Below are 19,918 nucleotides of genomic sequence, written 5' to 3' on the forward strand. Positions count from 1 at the left end.
AATTCAACTGTGGCCGCTGAAATCCAAGACAGCCGCTCCGCCCGCTTTGCCTTGCGTTGTTCCAACTGGGCGGAACGCTGGTTCCCCGATTCCTGGGTGTTCGCCGCGCTGGCGGTGCTGCTGGTGTGCATCGGCGCGCTGGCCATGGGGGCCAAGCCGACCGACACCGCCAAAGCCTTTGGCGATGGCTTCTGGAGCCTGATTCCGTTCACCATACTTTAGGCTGCAATCCTGTAGACTAGCCCCATTAAGGTTTAGGCCAGCGTTCACGGGGGCTGTGTGAAGAAACAAGCGATATCGTACATCCGTTTTTCGAGTGGTAAACAGGCCAAGGGCAGTAGCGAATGGCGGCAGGATGCCAAAGTGGCTCACTGGCTCACTCAACACCCCGATTACGAACCGTCAGACCTCAGCTTTGAGGACTTGGGCAAATCTGGTTGGAAAGGTGCGCACATCGAAGGTGGCATGGGTGAGCTGCTGGCCGCTGTAGAAGCTGGCTTCATCCGTCCGGGTGCTGTTGTCCTTGTCGAAGCTCTCGACCGTGCTGGGCGACTCGATGTAGCCGATATGCTCGCCACTGTAATCACTCCAATTCTCAGAGCTGGTGTGTCACTGTACACATTGGACGATGATGTTGAGTATACGAAAGACAGCTTGAACGGGGGGCACATCTACCTGCTCGTTGCCAAGATACAGGCTGCAAACCAATTCTCAGAACGGCTTAGCGAACGTGTTAACAAAAGCTATGTCAGGCGTCGAGAGGAAGCCGCACAGGGCAAAATTCCTAAGAGACGCACACCTCTATGGCTTGATGGTGATGGGCAGCTAATCGAACACCTCGCACCTCATATCAAACAAGCATTTGAACTGTACGCCGATGGGTTTGGCGAGCGTAGGATTCTCAGAAGGTTGCAGGAAACTGGCATCCCTGAATTTCAGGGATTGTACGGGAGCACGCTGAAACGCTGGTTACAGAACAAGATTGCCATTGGCAATTGGGGTGACATTGTGAATGTATACCCTGCTGTGGTCGATCCTGAGCTTTTCTATCGTGTGCAAGAACGCATTGCAGGGAATAAGACAACACGGCCTGCCAGCCCCTCTAAGCACGCACTGACGGGAATTGTGAAGTGTGGGCACTGTGGACGTAATTACAATTACCACGTGTTCAAGGAGCAGCCTACGGTGTTGCAGTGTAGTAATCGGTTTATGACCACTGCTGAGAAGTGCGAGAACAGCAAGAGTGTTCCGTTAGCTGTTGTAGAATTCGTGCTACTGAAAACATCACAGCAGGCCAGGGTTGAGGCTATCCGCAAGAAGAAGCTCACTGTCAATCAGAAGCGTGTGATTGTGATTGAGGGCGAGATTGCCAGCATTACACAGAGGTTGCAAGGGTTAGCACGTGTTATTGGTAGAATTGGTGATGAACCTGAGCTAGTACAGCAATTTGATGAGCTGTCTGCACAGAGGGAGACACTACAGAAGGAACTGGAGTCTATCAGTGCGAGCGGATCAGATGTGTCCATTCTGGATCAGGTGCAGGATATTCAAATCACTGACGCCGATCCTATGCAGCTTGGAGCAGACTTGCAGACGGTTGGTTACACGATCACTTGCACTATGGATGGCAAGCTTGTCACGACGCACGGAGAAATCAGAGAATGGGAGTATGTTGGGTATCAGCGTGCATCTGATTCTTACGTTGTGAAGGAAGGTGGGCAATCGTCCGCAGGACAATTTACGGCTATTCCTGTTGCACCTTTCAGGAACGGGAGTGAAAACATTATGGAAGCTTTGGGCTTGAAATTAAATCTTATTAAGGAATGAAGAAATGGCAGTAGAAGCTGTAAGCACTGTAGCCAGCAATCCGATCTACACATCTGTAACATTCTACCTGAGCATTGCAGCTGCACTGATAAGCATTGCCACTCTCACTGTGGGCTATACACAGATGAAGATCGCCAGTGCAAAAGTGAAGCTGGATCTTTACAACAAGCGATTCAATGTCTATCTCTCTGCTCTGGATTATTACAAAGCTGCATGGGGCGAAGATGATGAAGATTTTAAAGAAAAGGGTTTGCAATTCATCAGATGCTACAGAGAATCCAAATTTTTATTTGATGAAAAAGACGGAGTTTTCAACACACTTACTAGCATCAAGGATTGTGGCGGCCCTATTGGTGCATATCGAAAAGCTAAGGCAGAAGATCAGAAGACAGGCGGATCGAGTGCTAGCGCACTACACGATAGGAACGACAAAGCGTTTGATCAATTGAAAAATGACTTGCTAGTGCTTGAAACACAAATGGCCAAGTATATAGATTTCAAGGTCGTTGATGGTTGGACTTTCTTCTAAATAAAATAAAGCCCGCTCTAGGCGGGCTTATGCATTACATCGTGTTTAAGCGGAAAGCTCTTCCAGCTCCAGCTCTGCTGCTACCAATTCTTCTTGCATGGCCTCAATCTTAGCTTTCAGGCTGTCAACCTTGGACTGTAAGCTGGTTTTGTACGCACCCTGCAAGCGTGCAATCTCAGCTTTGATAGCCTCGGGGGAATTTGGGATAGTCGCTGCTTGAGCAGGTGTGGTGGATGGTTTTTGCACTGGGGATGGCTTGTTACCGGGTAGCCAAGTACGGAACGTGGCGTAGGGAGGAACCAGCACACCATCTTGGCTTTGTCCGCGTAGCCATGTCAGAGATTCTTGACCAGAAGCCTGAAAAGAAGACATCAGAGCTGGCCTGTCGCAGTGCTTGGACGGCGTTTGGACATACCCGTGTTGGGTATTCCACGATTGGCCTATGTCAGACCTGAGCACAGTACCTTCTGGCATTGGGATAACTGGTGTTGCCATCGTCTTGCACCTCTAGAATGTGTTATGTGATCCAATTCTAGAATGTTAGCAGGAATTCTGCAAGGACCATTTCTGTACGAAATCCAATCCCGCCGCCAAAAATTTTGAGCACTTGCAGGTGTTCTCAGATTCCAGCCAGAAAAAGTAATCGCTGAAGCTCAGGAAAACTGATTCTGAAATCGGGGGTATCCGCAGAGCTTCTTAACGCAATTGCGGCTGCCCAAATGAGAAACGTTTGGAAAATAGAAATAACTCTGGCAGGGCGTGCCGTGGGGCAAGCTCTGATGGCTCGCATTTGAGAGGGGAATTACTCACTATGTGAATAGGATCTGTCGTAGACAAATGTCTACACAAAATCTGCATTAGAATGTGGCTGGAGGCCACGTAATACGCAGGGTTGGGGCGGATACCTGCGTTACACTCGGGCTCCTACCTCAAGGGGGCCAGAATACACTGGCGTGTTAAAACGACACGTTGAGGGCCAGCATAAGGCGCCTTACAGATGTGGCAGTGAAATTGGAGCCACGTGGAGAACGTTGGCCCTTTCTGTTCAAGCAGTCAGCGACCGATTGAAGCGTGTTGATCTTGTTGTATAGGCACGACTCCAGGTGCGGGCGGATGCTTTCCTGATACTTCGACACACCTGCCATACGCACAGTGTTAGCTGCTGAAATGTCAGCGACAGCACGCCCCTTGGCTTGGGCTTCTGCACGATTGTTGATCTTACGGACGGCCTCAGCGTCTCCAGCTTCTGCACGCTTCTTAAGGGATGCCAGAGCGTCTTTGGTGCGCTGTTTGATGAATGTACGTTCTTGCTCAGCCAGCACAGCGTAGATGTGGAGCTCTACTGTAGAGGCGTTGGGCATTGTGGCCACCTTGAACGTATTACGTTTCATCAGGCCAGCGATGTGCTCAACGTCGCGGCTCAGACGATCCAGCTTGGCAACGATTACCGGATAACCAGTAGCGAACGCCTTGGCCCCTTCTGGACGCTCCAGAGGGTGCAGGCCACCAGACACGCCCACATCCTCAAACTCTTCAATAATGTTCCAGCCCTGCTGTTGGGCAGCACGTTCCACATACTCCCGTTGGGCTTCGATGCCCAAGCCAGATTCGCCTTGCCCTTTGGTCGATACTCGGTAGTAGGCAACAACGTTCATGGGCGATTCCTCAGCTGGGTGTGTGCTCATTTTATCAACCCTGATTCAATTTATCAACTGGGCTAACGGTCGTCTGTGCAAATGGTAAATCTGGAATCAGTCGGACTGGAACATGAACGATGAGAACGGATGCTATTTGGAATTCTGAATTTGGAGAGTTTGGGAGAATCACTGAAAATTGATACTGGGTGTTGACAGAATGGTCTAACTGTGAGGTGGCAAGCAGACCGCCCTCACTCCAGAATGTGAAAATGAAATTTTTCTGGTTTGTTGCGAGAGAGAAACCGTTTTGCTTAATACATCTGACGTTGTGGCCAGACGTACAACTGTCGCATAACTGTTACGAAGGAATGTTTGCACGTGCCTGTAAGCCAGAGAATACGGGCTGTCGAGCCTGCTAAGGCTGCTCAGAACGTCGAGAATGGAGGATTGTCCTCACGGACAAGGAGACGGGGTATGTCCTAACGGACGGGGGAATACCACTACAAAATTAGTGGATAATGTGGGGTTATTCAGGGTATTTCTGCACGGAGATTTACCCTTTCTCAGTAGAGTTTGGCAGGATAATCCACTGGGTTCTGGTAGCCTTGGTAGTGGATGTGATTGTGTCGCACATATAAGAGAAGCCTTTGCGCTGCTGAGGACAAAACATCATGAACGAAGTGGTGCATCGTCCGTAAGGACAATTATGCGAACGCATGGAGAGGACAAACTATCGAGGAATGCCACTAAGAAGGACGTAGCGTTAGCGGAGGCTTGTACATCCAACACAACAAAACCAAAGTAACAAAAATCAGAAAGCTGTCAGCCTGTAGCTACGCGACAGGGAGATAACACTCAATCCTACGGATTACAGAAGAGCAGAAGCAAAAGCACTCGCTAACGCTCAGACAGAAGAGCACTTTTCTTCTTGATAATGATTAGTAGATATAACAATTACAGCTAACGCTGTATTCGTGCGTCACTTCATTCCTGAGTGCATCACCTCTCGCTCCGCTGGTGCAATTCCAGTAGGAGCATATCCACTCCGTGCGGGGCACGAAGTGTATTAGAATTCTGGGTTTGTGTCAACTTGTATTTTGTCTTTCGTTAATCCGTTAAGGATGATTCTCATCGCTCCGCTAGCCTGTATGTCGGCTCTACAGTGAGTCAGTTCCAATGCTGTGCTGTAGGGCGATGCCCGCCCTCACGCATTGGCAATCACCCATTTCCATGCAGATTTTCTGCATTGGAAAACGGCTGGAGCCCTTGTAATCCGCGGCCTAGAGGGTGGAGTAAGCGTTACATGCGTACTCCTACCTTACGGGCTGTCTATCGTCAGAATGGCGACTCCAAAGATGCTGCTGCATCTTGGGCGATGGCCCAGTGGGATACGAACGATACACTGTCAGGACGGTCATTGAGCCAGAAGCTGTGGTGATCATCGATGACATGGAAATCAAATCCTGTGCCGTAGCGAACACGCATTTCGATAGTGTTTTCCAAGATCAGTTGGTCAATGACAGATTGCACCAGAGTTTTGCCATGTAGCAGGTTGAACAATGTTTTGGCGTGTTCTGTGGTGAATGCCGATGCACAGTGCTTCTGTGTTGTTAGAGCTTCTGTAAGGCGTTTGGAAACGGATTCCAGTTCAGGACGGTACTCTGCCATGCGTGCAAGTTCAGAAATGAACACAGACGCTGTAGAAGCTGCTGGAGTGAAGTAGATGGGCATTGTGCTCTTGCCGGTAACAACATCAAGTGCCTGTTTCATCTGATACCCATTCAAGCCATTGATAAACTCAACACTCTTGAGTAGATCGGCATGAACGTCATTGTCAGGATCGAATTTCATCAGCACCTGTGCCAAGTCAGCTTTGCGTGTGGATCTGACAGGTTTGACGGCCTTGGCTTCTTTAAGCATGAATGCTTCACCATGGAGATCGATTAGAAGTTGTTTGATGACTTCGTGAGGGGTTTTAGTGGTGATTAGAAACTGTGGGTTGGCTTCTGTCAGGTCAACACCTTCACCATACCCGAAATGAGAAGAGCCGTGAGCACGGTTCATGGAAACTGGAGCAATGACAAGATTTTGCAGATTAAACATTCCGCCTTTAGATGCTGGAATGATGTGGCTCAATTCATAGATACGGCCAGCATCACCGTTGAAGGCTGCACACTGCTTGTCCAGCTTGCTAAGGGCTAGATATTCGCCTTCGTTGTATGGGGATGCTTCGACAGTGCCAGAACGGCCAAGATGGTTGCAGAGCTTCGTCCAGAAACTGCCATCCATGTAATCGATGGCTGTCTTAACCACTCTTGGGGATTTCTTCTTTTCTGCTTTTCGATGGAAAGCGACTCTGCACGATGCAGAACAAAACTTCGACTTGGCTTGTTTACGACAGTTGGCGGCTTTGCAGATATTCGCCTTCTTGGAAGGCTCAGGCTTGTTCTTGGTTGTTACGGATTGGGTCATTGCTAGCTCCTTGAAGGTCGGCTTGGGATACGGTGTTGGATTGACCTGTGCAGGTCGATTTGTAAATCAGATTGCAGGCATGGCAGCACACAGGTTGGACTTTCCTGCGAACAAACTCCTTACCGCATACACGGCAGGTAAGATCTTTCAAGCTGCAAGCACGTTTGTTTTGAACAGGCATAAATTTTCTCCAATGGAGTTTGGTGATGAGTTGGGGATTGAGTGACTAGTCAGATGCCAGAAATGGCTACTGGAAAGCCCGTAGAATGCGGCCTTTGGCTGTGTTAAAACAGGGGGTATGTAGGGTAGCTTAGGGCTAAGCTAACGTCGCTGTAATCGCGTTATATGAGGTTACAGAGGCATGTAGCTTTTGGGCTACTAAAGTTGGAATTGCTCCAACTAAAACATTTCTACTGCTACATACATATTTTATAACAGATATCCAATATGTCAACAATTATTTGCACTTTATCTGCAAATATTTCAATGTGTTAGTTTCAATGATTCCAGAAAGCTTGGACTGAGGATGGCGAACTCTCCAGCATCTACGCACGTGCCATTTGAGTGCTTTTCCAGGGTATTGTGATATTTCTCAAGCACTGTCTCAGACACTTGGATCAGCTTGTATTCTTCTGGAACTGATAGGCGTTGACTGGATTGGAAATCTTTTACGATGAGGTTGGAGACTTTGTGTAGTAGCAGGTAGCTCTTTACGTCATTTGCATACTCTTTGATCTTTGGCATCGAGGCTCCTTACACGTTGTACATTGCTTTTGCGTCCCGTTTGAACTGAGATTCAGAGACGTTGTAGTCGATTGCTCGCACCAGATGGCCTACAAGGTCTGGAAACATATATGGCACGTGGTGGCCGTACCAGTCTTCTAGGTACTTGTAAGCTGCTTCGTATTGGTCATAATGGTTTTTGATTTGGCTATACTGCATTTTCATTCTGCGTTCTCCTTCTCGATTTTATCCAGAATTTCTTTTAGTTCTTGTGCTTGCAGCTTGGTTGGCTTCTCCATGCGAATCACTTGGTTAACAGTCAGATTCATGTTTTCAGCAATGAGGTAGCTGTCTGGAGCGCGCTTGTAGCCTTTGGCTGTGAGGCTGTCGTACTCTTTGAAGCAGTCTGTGATGTAGTTGGTGTAGATCACATGCCACTTGCCATGCTTCTGGTATTTCTCTGTAGCTTCGTCTTTTAGCTTTTGAATTTCGGTCATTGTGGCTTCTCCATGTCTTTGGGCTTTTTGCACTCGCCTTGTTTGTAGCATTCGATTGTGGCGAGGCGTCTTGTGGAAAGGGACAAGGATGCAATCACATCGAAAGAATTCACTTTCAAATGTGCAACCTGTCTGTCTGTGTAGTCTTGGCTTTGCTTGATGATGATGAGGGCTTGTCGCTGATAGTCGTCCTGCATCTTGTATGAATGCACGGAGAGAAAAAGGGTAAAGCAAAACATCAGCATCATGATGAAAGATGCTAAAGGGTGATTCATTTTGTTCTCTTGTTTATGGTGAAAGGATGAGGGAGCTGAGTGCCCCCTCGGTTATTGTCGTTCTGCCTGTTGTGCTCTGGCTTGCCCAAACACATCTAGAACAGCTTTCTGAGCAACACGCGGAATGCTAAGTTCTTGCTCTGCCAGTCCTGCTTTCATGAAATCAAGCATTTCTTGCTTGTCTTTCTCCGTTGCACTGCCGTTGATAGTGATATCAAACTTAGAGCCTTCAACCGTGATTGGAGAATTGAACGTTTGATTTGTCGTTGGCATGACGCTGCTGGAAGACATTTGATCTTGCATCGTCTTGAAGCCTGTAGCGGCTGCTTGCAATGGTGGAAGGTTGGAAGCTAGAGCTGTGTAATCTGGCATATTGCTGAGTAGCTTGGATGTGTCGAGTTTGAAGTCTGGAAGAGAGCCTAGAAGCCCAGGGGCTGGAGTGTCAGATTTACTATCTTGCCTATCGTTACCGAAAATCCAGTTCCAGAATTTATTAACTGGGTCGGCTGCTGCTGCTTTCGCTGCTGCTTCCTTGGAGTTATCAAGCTGTACACCTGCGGATGGGTTAATGGCGGGAGCATCCAGACTGAATACACCAGACTCGGCAGTGTTAGAATCTTTCTTAACAGAACCATCAGGGTTCTTGCCCAGCAGAGAATACAAGATTGCAGTCTTAGCACGGATCAAACCTTGGTCGAAATTTTTGAGAGATTCGTTAACAGGTTGCAGGGCGTTGTCAAACTCCTTGCTCGCTTGAATACTATCCTTCAAAGCAGAAGACAATTCTGCACTTGTGTTGATGTGGTTATCATTCAAGAATTTCTGTGCATCAGCTTGGTTTTGTGCGAAAGATACAGTTTTCTTACGATCATCCAACATGCCTTGGTTCTCTTTAACCATGAGTTCCATAGCACGTTCATACCAAGAATACTTAACGCCCTTACCGCCTTTCAGGTCTTTGTTGAATTGCTGCAAGGCTTTCTGGCGGTCTGCAATGTTGTTTTGTTCACCATATGCACGGACAAGGTATGGAGCCATCATTGGCATACGGTCGTTGATAATGTCGTAATCTGCTTTGCTACCTGTACCATCCGAACTCATCTGACCGAGCTGCTTGTTTAGCTCCTTTGCGTCGTCTCTGGTGGCTCCGCCAATTGCAAAAGCCTGCTGGCGTAGGTTGTAACCTTTGGTGATTTGGTCAGGCGTTTTGTTGTAGGCAAGCTGAGCCATCACGAAGTTACGGAAATCTTTGGCAGAATCCGTGTCAACTGTGCCCCCGTTATCGAGCTGAGATTTGATAAACGTATCTCGCCACATCGCTTGCACCTTCGGGTCACGGCTGATGGCAGTGAACATCCCATTGAAGGCTTCTGCACCCTGCACCGATTCCTTACGTTGGTCGATACGTTCGCCCAGCTTGGAGACGGCTGTGGATAGCAGGGCTACAGCAGCACCGATACCACCAATCGCACCACCTACAGCCAACACATTGCCAATACCACTGCCGAACATGCCAGAGCTTGGAGTTGGAGCGTTCTGACGGGCTTGCCACGCTGCATGACGTTGTTGTGCCCATTGGAACCTTGCGGCGCTCTGTGTGGCGTTCTGTGCTTTGTTCTGAGCTGTCTGCTGGGCTGCTGCCATCTTGGCTTGCTGTTGTTGAGCACGGTAGTGTGCTTGCTGCTGAGCGTGATTCATCTGTTGTTGAATACGCTGGAGCTTGGTTTGGGTTGCTAGGTGTTGCTGGCTGGCCTTCTGAGTTGCAGCACGGGTGTTCGCTAGAATTGCTTCTAGCTTCGCTTGGCGTGTCAGGGAGGCCGTTAGAGCGTTTTGGCTGGCTAGCTGAGCCTTGGTTGTGCCTTGTGCCTTAGCGTGGCTTGCAGCCGCTTTAGCAGCTACAACAGCGGCATCCTTCTGGCTCTGTAGAGCAGCATTGTTAAGCTGATGTTGAGCTTTGGTGCCTGCGTATTTCAGTTTCTGTTGCTGTAGCTCGGCAGTGAATGTCTTACGTTGTTGGTTGCTAAGAGCAGCCTCAGCATGTGCTTGACGTTTGGTGGCTGCATCAAGTTTTTGCTTGGCCTTGTCAGCCGCTGTTGTGTCAATTTTGAGTTTCAGGGTCTTTGCCATCTGCTTGGAGAGGGCTTCATATTGACGGGCGAAAGCTGCCAGTGTTTTGCTGGCATTTTTCATCATATTCTCAAAACGTTTAAACCCAGCACTCTCTACATTGAATCTCAACGAGCCTGTAAGCTGGGCTATTTCTTCTTTATGTGCAGCCATGTTCTGTTGTCCTTATGTTAGGTCGAAGAAGGCGTCTAGCATCTCGTTGAATTGAGATGAATCCATGCCCATATACAACCACTGCCATGCTGTTCCCAGCAAACCAGCAGTAATGTTGTACAAGTCTTCCCCGATGTAGTTGCAGGTGTAATCTGCCAATGCTTGAAGCACATCGGCAGAACTAATGATTTGATCGTATGGCAGTGCGTTGGCTGGTACTGCTGGAATCCATGTAAATAGAAGCGACATTGTTAGTCCTTAGTGGTGAAGGCCATTGCTGGCTGCTGGAACAAACTGGGCACGGGCTTTCTGTTCAAATTCCTTTGTAATCTCAGCCATTAGAAGTGCCTTACGTTCTTCTTCGCGGCGATCAAATTCCAGTTGGATTTCCTTAGCGCGCTCTTGAAGCTTTTGTGCTTGTCTGTTATGGGCTTCTACTTCTGCAATATAAGCAGCTTCTGCACGGGCAGCGATTTGTGGAATGTCTTTTTCAAATACAGATTCTGGTTTGATTGCTACAAAGCTATTCAGCTTATCGTAGAAGACAGGTGCTGTATGTTGAAGTGTCCAGCCTGCTGCTTTCAAATCAGCGTAATGCTCAAGGGCTTCATGCACTGTAGTGTGGTAAAACACTGTGCTACCTGTAGGATCAAGACTACCTTCGTAAGCTGCTGGTGCTGTTCTTGCACGATCAATTGCATTCTGCACGTATGCAGCTTGTTCAGTTTTAAGGATGCGGCGTGTTTGTTCTGGCTTGTAAGTCATTTGGATTCTCCATTTAGAAATTGTTTAGCAGCGGCTACGGCTGTGGTTGTTGCTTGACAGAAGCAAGCGAAGGATAAGGCGGATGTGCACATGCAGAAAATTGTAAGCATCACAGTACCCCTGCTTGGTACTGGAGCGCTGTGTCTTTGCCAAATAGTTGTTCCAGCTTCTCAGTTAAACGTTGTTTGTGTAGCTGAGCACGAAGCAAGCTATCTTGCTGCTTTTCCTGTTCTATTTGTTTGGCTTGTGCTTCTGCTGGCGTGAGGTGGCGTCGGCCTCTCATGTTTTCAGCAACTGTCTGTTCTGGAGCAAAGTTGATTGTTACGTTGATTGTGATATCCATAATTTCTCCTAATGAGTTGGGGGGTTGTCTGATGGATCAGATGGGCTTCTCTGCTTGCTCAGCTAGGAAGGCTTCGATGATTGCTTGCTTCTCAGCTTCTGCTTTCTCCAGCTTTTTGTTAGCACGGTAGAGCTTGAAGTAGCACGATGTGGAGCAGGTGCGATTCTTGGATTTGTGTTTTGTGATCACTGCCTTTCCGCAGCACGCACAGTTGATTACGACACTACTGGCCATTTGGTATCTCCTTGAGGATGAATTTGTTAGCGGGAAATGTGCTAAGAATGTTTTTTAAGGGCAAAAAGAAAGCAGACTTTTTGGGTCTGCTTAACATAAGGATTTGAGTGCGTGTAGCCAGCTTGTGACACGCGGCACAATCCCAACCCATCTGGAGAATTGACCAAAGGCCGATTCCAGAACAGCTTGCTGATATGGTAGGTATGATAGGAAGAATTAGCGGTAGTGTTCGCCAGCTACTACCGGAACTGAGAGGAGGCACCGCTGCCCCTTGCGAGAGTGTCATTGCAAATTGAAGCAATGAAATCGGAATTTAAGACAACATTCGTAGCCAATGTGCTGTCAGCATTGTACGTGATCAATAAGAAGGAATTGACCGCTACTGGTAGTCGTCAAAAGACAGGGAGGACTGTCAAACAACTACTAGAGGAATTGGAAGAGAGGGAGAATCTAATATCAGGAGAGTTGAAGAACCTGACATTCTCTCATCTCCCTTTCTACACCTATATTATAACACGATTCTAAGATTTGTCAACAAATAGTTGCGCTAAGCACGCAAATGTGCTATGAGGATTTGCGTTACGATAATGCAGCTTTTTCTATGCAGATGGCCTTCGTGGTTATCGGCGGTTATGTGGTGGCCAGCTCGCCGCCTGCTGCACGGCTGATCGACCGCCTGGCGCGCATCCCTGGCAATGGTCGCTCGGCAGTGTGCTGGGTCGCGCTGATCTCGATGTTGGCCTCTTTGCTCAACTGGGGCCTGTCGCTGGTATTCGGTGGCCTCCTGGTACGCGCCCTGGCACGGCGCACCGAGCTGAAAATGGACTACCGTGCCGCAGGTGCTGCTGCCTACCTGGGCCTGGGCGCGGTATGGGCTTTGGGCCTGTCGTCATCGGCTGCTCAACTGCAAGCCAACCCGGCCAGCCTGCCCCCTTCGATCCTGTCGATTACCGGGGTCATCCCGTTCACCGAAACCATTTTCCTCTGGCAATCCGGCGTAATGCTGGCGGCGCTGGTGGTGGTGTCGCTGGTGATTGCCTACGCCACGGCCCCTGGGCCAAACAGTGCACGCAGCGCCGAAGACTGCGGTGTCGACCCCAGTTTCACCGCGCCACCGGCACCGCAACGTACGCGCCCGGGGGAGTGGCTGGAGCACAGCCCGATCCTGATTCTGCTGCTGGTGGCCCTGGCTGCTGGCTGGCTGTACCAGGAGTTCGCCACTAAACCTGCGATCACGGCGATTTCCGGGCTGAACACCTACAACCTGTTGTTCATCATGCTGGGTGCCTTGTTGCACTGGCGCCCGCGCAGCTTTCTTGACGCCGTAGCGAGAGCGGTACCGACCACCACCGGGGTGCTGATCCAGTTCCCGCTGTATGGCTCGATTGCTGCCATCCTTACCCAGGTCAAAGGTGTGGATGAGCAGACCCTTGCGCACCACATCTCGCTGTTCTTCACCCAGATCGCCACCCATGACACCTATGCGGTGCTGATGGGCGTTTATTCGGCGGTGCTGGGCTTCTTCATCCCTTCCGGCGGTGGCAAGTGGATCATCGAAGCGCCTTACGTGATGCTGGTGGCCAACGACCTGCAGTACCATCTGGGCTGGGCGGTACAGATCTACAATGCTGCCGAAGCCCTGCCGAACCTGATCAACCCGTTCTACATGCTGCCGCTGCTGGGCGTGCTAGGGCTCAAGGCGCGCGACCTGATCGGTTTTTCCTTCGTCCAGTTGCTGGTGCATGTGCCGCTGGTGCTGGTGTTGCTGTGGGCGCTAGGTACGACGCTGCAGTATGTGCCGCCGGTAATGCCGTAGTTAAAGGGGCTCTCAGGCTTGGCGTCAGCTTTCAGACGCGTATCATGGCTGCCTCAGCCTGGGAAACCCGCGTCACATGTCTATCCGATTGAAACTGCTGCGTAAGAAACTGGGGATGACTCTGGAAGTGCTGGCCGAAAAGACCGGCATGACCAAAAGCTACCTGTCCAAGGTCGAGCGTGGTCTCAACACACCCTCGATCGCAGCCGCGCTGAAGCTGGCGCGGGCGCTGAACGTCAATGTTGAAGAGCTGTTCGCCGAAGAACAGACAGGGCCGAGCCGCTACAGTCTGGTGCGCCATGGCGAACGCCAGGCTTTGGTCGGCGATGGGCGAGGGCCGGGGTACGCGGCCCTCACCAGCCAGGTGGGGCAGCGCAGCCTGTTGCCGTTCCTGATCCAGCCGCCTTCCGAATTCACTGACCCCACGTTCAAGGAGCATCAGGGCGAGGAGTTCCTGTTCGTGCATGCCGGCCAGGTCGAGGTGGATTTCATGAACGAGCGGGTGCTGCTGGCACAGGGCGATGCCCTGCATTTCAACGCCCAGACACCCCACCGACTGCGCTCGGTGGGTGCGCAACCGGCGCAGCTGCTGGTCGTGGTTCACCACGCGGACGAATGAAAAGCCAGGGGCGTGTGGCACGGCCCCATGCCTTCTCGACCGTGATGCACAGCCTCCATTCCGACAGTGTACGGTTGCACATTCTGCATGTCGGTATTTTGACGATAGCGCCCATCGTCCATTGAATTTTATTATGGTGTCGGATCATTGACGTAGTGTCATTGTGCCCATAAGCTCAATTCAACAGCGAAACAACTCTCGCCACACCACGCAAATAACTAATTGATTTTCCTGTTTTTTGGAGGGGCGTATGCGCACGACTCTGATTATCAAATCGATGTTTTTGCTGGTGTTGCTGAGTGGTGCCGCTCGCGCAGCAGATTCGTATGTAAATCAAAACAGTATCATTCCTGTTTCAACCGCAGGCTGGTTGTTGGCTTTTGCTGTTGTGGGTTTTGTGCTGGTGGCTAACAGAAGAAAGATTTGAACCTGCTCGGCACGTTTATAAAGTACAACGCGTTGCCCCAAGCCTTGGGCCTGGCTTGTGAATTCCCCAACCGTTGCTATATTCCCATTAGCCCATGAGGCCCACGGTTGCAGCACGTTGCAGCCCTCGTATACAGCGTCAAGGTAAAGGCCTCCAGGAAGGTAGGGGCCATCGCGGCGGATGTCGGTCGCGAAGCGGAGCGAGAGTTGGTGTGCTGTTCTCATTCAGTGCTCTTTGTCGGGCCATTTGGCCGGAGGGACCCTCATGAAGCGTTCGTTGATTGCCGCATTCTGCATGCTGACTGTGTGGTCTGGCGTGGGCAACGCCGACCAGAGCAGTGCGACTTACCTGCTCAGCCCCGGCGATGTCGTCATGGTTTCGGTGTGGCAGGAAGACAGCCTGCGTCAAGAAGCCACCGTACTTCCCGATGGCAGTATTACCTTCCCCCTGGCCGGGCGCATCAATGTTGCCGGGCTGGATGTCACGGCGGTTGAAAAGCAAGTCGCTGCCAAACTCGAAAAGTTCCTCCCCGACCCGAACGTCAGCGTTGTCGTCAAGAGCATCGCCGGCAACCTGGTCTATGTCCAAGGCAAAGTGATCAAGCCGGGCCCTGTACAAATGGCAGGCCCTACGGCGGTGCTTCAGGCCCTGAGCATGTCGGGCGGCCTGGACAAGTTTGCGGACGAAAGCGAAATCAAGGTGGTCCGTGGCACTGGCGCTTCCCAAAAGATCCTGCCCGTGCGATATAAGGACCTGGTGTCTGGGCGGGACATGTCCACCAACATCCAACTTCAGGCTGGCGACACGCTGGTCGTTCCTTGATCTTGCCTTTAATAAGAACATTTAATGCATCTTCTTAAAACAACACGCATTGCAACGGCAATTCTGGTGTTGCCGTTCACGGACGCGGTCCTGGCGGCAAATTGGCAGTCCACGGTGGTGGTACCGACATCCGTCGAATACGACAGCAACCCTTTGTTGCTCACGTCGGGGGAAAAGGGCATAACGCGCACGATCATTGCGCCGGACTACACCCTGATCGGTACCTTCGACCGTGACGAACTGAGGTTGGGCTTGGGCATGCATGTGTTGCGCTCATCCGACACGGACATAGTCGATGACCGGGAAGACCCTGACCTGAGCCTGGGCTGGCAGCGCACGACCGAGCGTGGGCGTTTTGGCCTGGTGGCACGCTATAACGAAAGCTCGACCCTGTCGGGAACCGTGCTGGACACTGGCGTGATCACCACCGACGGTACGCAAAAGCTGTATACGCTGACCGGCAACTGGAGCCAGGCGGTTACCGAACGCAGCACCCTGAGTAACGAAACCACGTACAGCCGGGCCCGTTATGACATCAGTACGCTGACGGGTTACGACGAATTGGCGAACGTCTTTACCTGGACCTACGCCTGGAGCGAGCGGGCCGACCTGTACACCCGTTTCGGCGCGCGGCGGTATGAGCCCGAGCAAGACCTTACCGCGACAGCCTCCAACAGCTACACCCCGGCGGTGGGGATCAAGTACCAGCTTTCGGATCGCCTGAGCGCCGACGCGCACGTAGGCGTCAACGAAGTATCCGGTGATGAAGGCGGCCGGCGCGGGGAGGGCGGCGTGTCGCTGCTCTACACCGGAGTGCGCGCAGATGCCAGTTTTACTGCCGAACGCAGCACGGTGGCCAGCGCCGAAGGTGGCTTCGCCGAGTTGGACCAGGTGCGCGGTGTGTGGAGTTATGCGGTCAGCGAGCTGAACCGGGTGGGCGCGGACGCGGCCTGGCAAGACAGCAAGGGGCAGAGCCCCAACACGTTACAGACTTACAGCGTATGGGCCAGCCGCCAGTTTTCGCCGTACTGGGACCTGCGCCTGTCGCTGATGTACAAGGAACGGCAGCAGGACCATGTAGCGGATGCAACCGCGACAATCGTTGGTTTGACGTTGACGTACAGGTACCCCGACATCTGAACTTCAGGCAGGTGGCCCCATGAAGTCTGACTACGAACTCTCCCTCAGGGATTACATCGCCATTATCAAGGACAGGGCCCTGGTGTTAGGGGTGAGTGCCGCAGTCATTCTTGCCGCGACCGTGGCCGTCGCGTTGATGGTGCCGCCGATCTACCAGTCGACCGGCACTATCCTGGTGGAGTCGCAGCAGATTTCGCCCGAGCTGGTGTCTACCAACAACACCAGCTTTGCCGATGAGCGCATCGAGGTGATCCGCCAGCGGGTGATGACCCGTGGGAACCTGCTGCGCATCATCGGCAAGTACGACCTGTTCGCCGACAAGCGCCTCAGCGAAAGCGACAAGATCGACCAGATGCGCAATGCCATCGTGGTCGAAACCCTCACCACCTTCGTGCGCGGGCGGGGTGAAGCCACCGTAGCGTTCAATGTGTCCTTCGAGCACAAGCAGGCGCAAGTGGCCAAGGAAGTGGCTGACGAACTGGTGACGCTGTTCCTCAACGAGAACCTCAAGCAGCGCACCGAACGGGCCAACGAAACCACCGAATTTCTCACCCAGGAGGCCAACAAGCTGGGCGCCGAGCTGGCCAGCCTGGAAAACCAGCTGGCCGACTTCAAGCAAGCCCATGCCAACGCTTTGCCCGAGCACCAGACCCTGCGCATGAACATGCTGTCGCGCTCGGAGCTGGAATTCCGTGAAGTCGACCGTGACTACAAGGCTGCCCAGGAAGAGCTGCGCTACCTTGAGCTGGAATTGTCCGCCGCCAATGCTGGCCTGGCCACAAAGGCAATCGAAGGCAGCAAATCAGCGAGCGCCGACCAGCCCGAGGATCTACCGAGCCTGAAGGCTGAATACGCCCGCTTGCTGACTCGCTACAAAGACGCTCACCCGGATGTGGTGGCGATCAAACGCAAGATTCAGGCGCTCGAAGCCACGGGCGGTCGCACGGCAGCGGCTTCCACGGTGGGCCTCGATGTTGCCCGCGTGCGCGCCAAGATGAGTGCAGCCCAGGAACGTATCAGTTCGCTGGCCGAGCAGAAGCGCGAACTGACCAAAAAGATGGAAGGCTACGAGGCCGAGATCCTCGAAGCACCGCAGGTCGAACGTGGCCTGGTGACCTTGATGCGCGACCACGACAACGCGCGCAAGAAGTACGAAGAAATCCGCGCCAAGGAAATGGGCGCGAAGATTACCGAAAGCCTGGAACAGGAAAACAAGGCCGAGCGCTTCGTGTTGCTGGAGCCACCGTTGATGCCAGAGAAGCCGATCAAGCCCAACCGCAAGAAAATCGCGGCTCTGGGGCTGGTGCTGGCGCCGGCAGGCGGTGGTGCACTGGTGATGCTGCTGGAAATGCTCAACCAGCGTGTGCGCGGCGTCGGTGCCCTGGAAAACCTGCTGGGCAAACGCGTGTTGGTGGCGGTGCCGTACATCGATACCAAAGCGGATGTGGCCAGGCGTAAACGCTGGCGGAACGGGTTGATCCTGGCGGCGCTGGTACTGGCGGCTATCATGGTAGTGCTGGTGCACGTGTTCTACATGCCACTGGATGTGCTGTTGTTCAAAGTCATGTCTCGGTTTGCATAGGGAAAGCAGTGATGGACAGGATCAAGCCGGCTATTGGCAATAACGTTCACCCGGTGACACCGGGAACTCCCCAGGCCTTGTCACCTGCCCCGGGGACGGCACTGGCGGAAGTGCCTGGCCAGTTCGACTACGTGAACACCAAGGTAGTGCCGCTTCGCGCGGAGCACCTTGAACGTCACCGCATCGTGGCCTACAACAAGAACTCCAGCATGAACGGGCCGATCGACCTGCTGCGCACGCAGGTACTCAGGCTTATGGACGAAAACGGCTGGCGTACCCTGGCCATCACCTCACCCACACCTGAGGCGGGCAAGACGGTGCTGGCGATCAACCTAGCCATGAGCATCGCCCACCACACCACCAAGACGGCGCTGCTGGTGGACTTCGACTTGCGCCGGCCCAAGGTCGGCAGCAGCCTGGGCCTGCCCATGGAACAGGCGCTGAATGAGTTTTTGACGGACAAGGCCGAACTGCAGGAATGCCTGGTCAACCCGACCCTGCCGCGCTTTGTAGTGCTGCCTACGCGGGTACCTGTGCCGTTGTCGACCGAGATGCTGTCGTCGCCCAAGGTGAACAACCTGATCAGCGATTTGCGCAACCGCTACGAGTCGCGCATCTGTATTTTCGATTTGCCACCGTTACTTAGCTCTGATGATGCGATCACCGTGATACCTAAGTTCGACTGTGTATTGCTGGTGGTGGCCAACGGGATGAACAACAAGAAGGAAATCGAGGATTGCCTGCATCACCTGGGGCAGGTGAACCTGATCGGGACCGTGCTGAACAAGGCCGACGAGCAACCGCGGACCTATTATTGAGGCTTCAAATGCAACCATTGGGGCTGCTACGCAGCCCCCGAAGATGTCAGCCTTGCCGCATAGTCCAGGGATACTGCAACTCCCACTGCCACGCATGCCGCACAATCTGCTCCAGCGATACAAACTCCGGCCGCCAGCCCAATATTTTCACCGCCTTGCCAGCATCGGCCACCAGCCGGGGCGGGTCGCCGGCGCGACGCGGTGCATCGATTACGTGGATTTCACGCCCAGTCACCGCACGGGCAGTATCGATCACTTCCTGCACTGAAAAACCATGGCCATTGCCGAGGTTGAACGCCGTACGCTCGCCACCCTTCAATAGATAATCCACCGCCAGCGCGTGCGCCGCCGCCAGGTCGGCCACATGGATGTAGTCGCGTATACAGGTGCCATCCGGCGTGTCGTAATCCCGGCCAAACACCGTCACCGCCTCACGTCGGCCCGAGGCAGCCTGCAGGATCAGCGGGATCAGGTGGGTTTCGGGCTCGTGGCGCTCTCCCAGCTGGCCTTCCGGGTCAGCGCCTGCTGCATTGAAATAGCGCAGGCAAACCGATTTCAAGCCATAGGCCCGGTCGAAGTCCTCGAGAATCTGCTCGACCATCCACTTGCTCAGCCCATATGGGTTGATTGGTCCTTTGGCATGCCCTTCATCGATTGGAATATAGAGCGGATTACCGTAAACGGCCGCGCTGGAAGAAAACACCAGATGCTTGATGCCGGCATTCACCATGGCCTGCAGCAGGCTAAGGGTGGCCGCGACATTATTCTGGTAGTACTTGCCAGGCGCGCTGACCGACTCGCCTACCTGAATGAACGAGGCAAAGTGAAAGACGGCATCAAAGCGGCACACGCCAAACAACACATCCAGTGCGGCCTCGTCGGCGATATCCAGCTTGGCCCATTGGACGCCAGGTGCAGGTGCAACCAGGTCAGCCACCACCACCTCGTGGCCAGCAGCGATCAAGTGCTTGACCATATGCGAGCCGATGTAGCCGGCGCCACCGACAACCAGGAACTTCATCCGCACCTCCTGTGACCTGCTGTTTTACAAACGCGGTGAACCGTCCCTGAAAAGTTCAGGTGAATTGGCCAGCTACAGGTGACTTGAGCGT

Annotated in this window: 20 protein-coding genes and 2 pseudogenes; 10 read left to right on the top strand and 12 right to left on the bottom strand. The window is 52.6% G+C overall.

Going from position 1 to position 19,918, the window contains the following annotated elements:
- Positions 1 to 9 precede the first annotated feature (9 nt).
- The 3 genes and pseudogenes from PM2_RS14175 to PM2_RS14185 form a co-directional block, all read left to right on the top strand.
- Positions 10 to 216 (top strand): annotated as a pseudogene (locus PM2_RS14175) (TIGR00366 family protein); the annotation flags it as partial.
- A 63-nt stretch (positions 217 to 279) separates the two neighbouring features.
- Complete coding sequence (locus PM2_RS14180) at positions 280 to 1,827, top strand: recombinase family protein (RefSeq protein ID WP_080694006.1); 1,548 nt, start codon at positions 280 to 282, stop codon at positions 1,825 to 1,827.
- Positions 1,828 to 1,831: 4 nt separating this feature from the next.
- Positions 1,832 to 2,356, top strand: coding sequence for a hypothetical protein (locus PM2_RS14185; RefSeq protein ID WP_042132028.1), 525 nt, complete (start codon positions 1,832 to 1,834; stop codon positions 2,354 to 2,356).
- A gap of 45 nt (positions 2,357 to 2,401) precedes the next feature.
- On the opposite strand, the gene PM2_RS30745 is transcribed toward PM2_RS14185, so the two are convergent.
- The 11 genes from PM2_RS30745 to PM2_RS14240 all read right to left on the bottom strand — a co-directional run bounded on the left by PM2_RS30745 (position 2,402) and on the right by PM2_RS14240 (position 11,582).
- On the bottom strand, positions 2,402 to 2,728 hold the full coding sequence (locus tag PM2_RS30745) for a hypothetical protein (protein ID WP_154670326.1): 327 nt from the start codon (positions 2,726 to 2,728) through the stop codon (positions 2,402 to 2,404).
- Positions 2,729 to 3,312: 584 nt separating this feature from the next.
- Positions 3,313 to 4,011 (bottom strand): recombinase family protein, encoded by a 699-nt coding sequence (locus PM2_RS14190; RefSeq protein WP_028699162.1) that lies wholly within the window; start codon positions 4,009 to 4,011, stop codon positions 3,313 to 3,315.
- 1,317 nt (positions 4,012 to 5,328) lie between these two features.
- A complete protein-coding gene (locus PM2_RS14195; protein ID WP_154670327.1) occupies positions 5,329 to 6,465 on the bottom strand; it encodes a hypothetical protein in 1,137 nt (378 codons plus the stop codon).
- 483 nt (positions 6,466 to 6,948) lie between these two features.
- Entirely contained in the window at positions 6,949 to 7,209 is a 261-nt protein-coding gene (locus tag PM2_RS14205; protein ID WP_028699165.1) for a hypothetical protein, read from the bottom strand.
- 200 nt (positions 7,210 to 7,409) lie between these two features.
- Complete coding sequence (locus PM2_RS14215) at positions 7,410 to 7,685, bottom strand: hypothetical protein (RefSeq protein WP_028699167.1); 276 nt, start codon at positions 7,683 to 7,685, stop codon at positions 7,410 to 7,412.
- Entirely contained in the window at positions 7,682 to 7,960 is a 279-nt protein-coding gene (locus tag PM2_RS14220; RefSeq protein WP_028699168.1) for a hypothetical protein, read from the bottom strand. Before PM2_RS14220 ends, PM2_RS14215 begins: the two co-directional genes overlap by 4 nt.
- 51 nt (positions 7,961 to 8,011) lie before the next feature.
- Complete coding sequence (locus PM2_RS14225; protein WP_028699169.1) at positions 8,012 to 10,240, bottom strand: hypothetical protein; 2,229 nt, start codon at positions 10,238 to 10,240, stop codon at positions 8,012 to 8,014.
- 12 nt (positions 10,241 to 10,252) lie between these two features.
- Positions 10,253 to 10,489 carry a hypothetical protein gene (locus tag PM2_RS14230; RefSeq protein WP_028699170.1) on the bottom strand — a complete coding sequence of 79 codons (237 nt, stop codon included), beginning with the start codon at positions 10,487 to 10,489 and terminating at the stop codon, positions 10,253 to 10,255.
- 9 nt (positions 10,490 to 10,498) lie between these two features.
- Complete coding sequence (locus PM2_RS30750) at positions 10,499 to 11,005, bottom strand: hypothetical protein (protein WP_154670328.1); 507 nt, start codon at positions 11,003 to 11,005, stop codon at positions 10,499 to 10,501.
- Positions 11,006 to 11,114: 109 nt separating this feature from the next.
- Positions 11,115 to 11,348, bottom strand: a complete 234-nt coding sequence (locus PM2_RS14235; RefSeq protein ID WP_028699171.1) for a hypothetical protein — start codon at positions 11,346 to 11,348, stop codon at positions 11,115 to 11,117.
- A gap of 36 nt (positions 11,349 to 11,384) precedes the next feature.
- Positions 11,385 to 11,582: a hypothetical protein gene (locus PM2_RS14240; RefSeq protein ID WP_028699172.1), complete on the bottom strand. Its 198-nt coding sequence runs from the start codon at positions 11,580 to 11,582 to the stop codon at positions 11,385 to 11,387.
- A 595-nt stretch (positions 11,583 to 12,177) separates the two neighbouring features.
- On the opposite strand from PM2_RS14240, the pseudogene PM2_RS14250 reads away from it, so the two are divergent.
- The 7 genes and pseudogenes from PM2_RS14250 to PM2_RS14280 all read left to right on the top strand — a co-directional run.
- Positions 12,178 to 13,398, top strand: a pseudogene (locus PM2_RS14250) (short-chain fatty acid transporter); the annotation flags it as partial.
- Positions 13,399 to 13,474: 76 nt separating this feature from the next.
- A complete protein-coding gene (locus PM2_RS14255) occupies positions 13,475 to 14,017 on the top strand; it encodes a helix-turn-helix domain-containing protein (RefSeq protein ID WP_028699173.1) in 543 nt (180 codons plus the stop codon).
- 250 nt (positions 14,018 to 14,267) lie between these two features.
- Positions 14,268 to 14,444: an EPS-associated small membrane protein EppA gene (gene eppA, locus PM2_RS31190; RefSeq protein WP_016487266.1), complete on the top strand. Its 177-nt coding sequence runs from the start codon at positions 14,268 to 14,270 to the stop codon at positions 14,442 to 14,444.
- Between the two features lie 264 nt (positions 14,445 to 14,708).
- Positions 14,709 to 15,266: a polysaccharide biosynthesis/export family protein gene (locus PM2_RS14265; protein WP_019096225.1), complete on the top strand. Its 558-nt coding sequence runs from the start codon at positions 14,709 to 14,711 to the stop codon at positions 15,264 to 15,266.
- A 24-nt stretch (positions 15,267 to 15,290) separates the two neighbouring features.
- Positions 15,291 to 16,406: a hypothetical protein gene (locus tag PM2_RS14270; RefSeq protein ID WP_019096226.1), complete on the top strand. Its 1,116-nt coding sequence runs from the start codon at positions 15,291 to 15,293 to the stop codon at positions 16,404 to 16,406.
- Positions 16,407 to 16,425: 19 nt separating this feature from the next.
- The gene (locus PM2_RS14275) at positions 16,426 to 17,988 is read left to right on the top strand and encodes a GumC family protein (RefSeq protein WP_016715297.1); all 1,563 of its coding nucleotides are present in this window, start codon (positions 16,426 to 16,428) and stop codon (positions 17,986 to 17,988) included.
- An 11-nt stretch (positions 17,989 to 17,999) separates the two neighbouring features.
- Entirely contained in the window at positions 18,000 to 18,806 is an 807-nt protein-coding gene (locus tag PM2_RS14280) for a CpsD/CapB family tyrosine-protein kinase (protein ID WP_016715296.1), read from the top strand.
- 46 nt (positions 18,807 to 18,852) lie between these two features.
- Here PM2_RS14280 and galE read toward each other — a convergent pair whose 3' ends face one another.
- Complete coding sequence (galE, locus tag PM2_RS14285) at positions 18,853 to 19,827, bottom strand: UDP-glucose 4-epimerase GalE (protein ID WP_028699174.1); 975 nt, start codon at positions 19,825 to 19,827, stop codon at positions 18,853 to 18,855.
- Positions 19,828 to 19,918: the final 91 nt, after the last annotated feature.

The sequence above is a fragment of the Pseudomonas monteilii NBRC 103158 = DSM 14164 genome (assembly GCF_000730605.1).
GTDB classification, from domain to species: domain Bacteria; phylum Pseudomonadota; class Gammaproteobacteria; order Pseudomonadales; family Pseudomonadaceae; genus Aquipseudomonas; species Aquipseudomonas monteilii.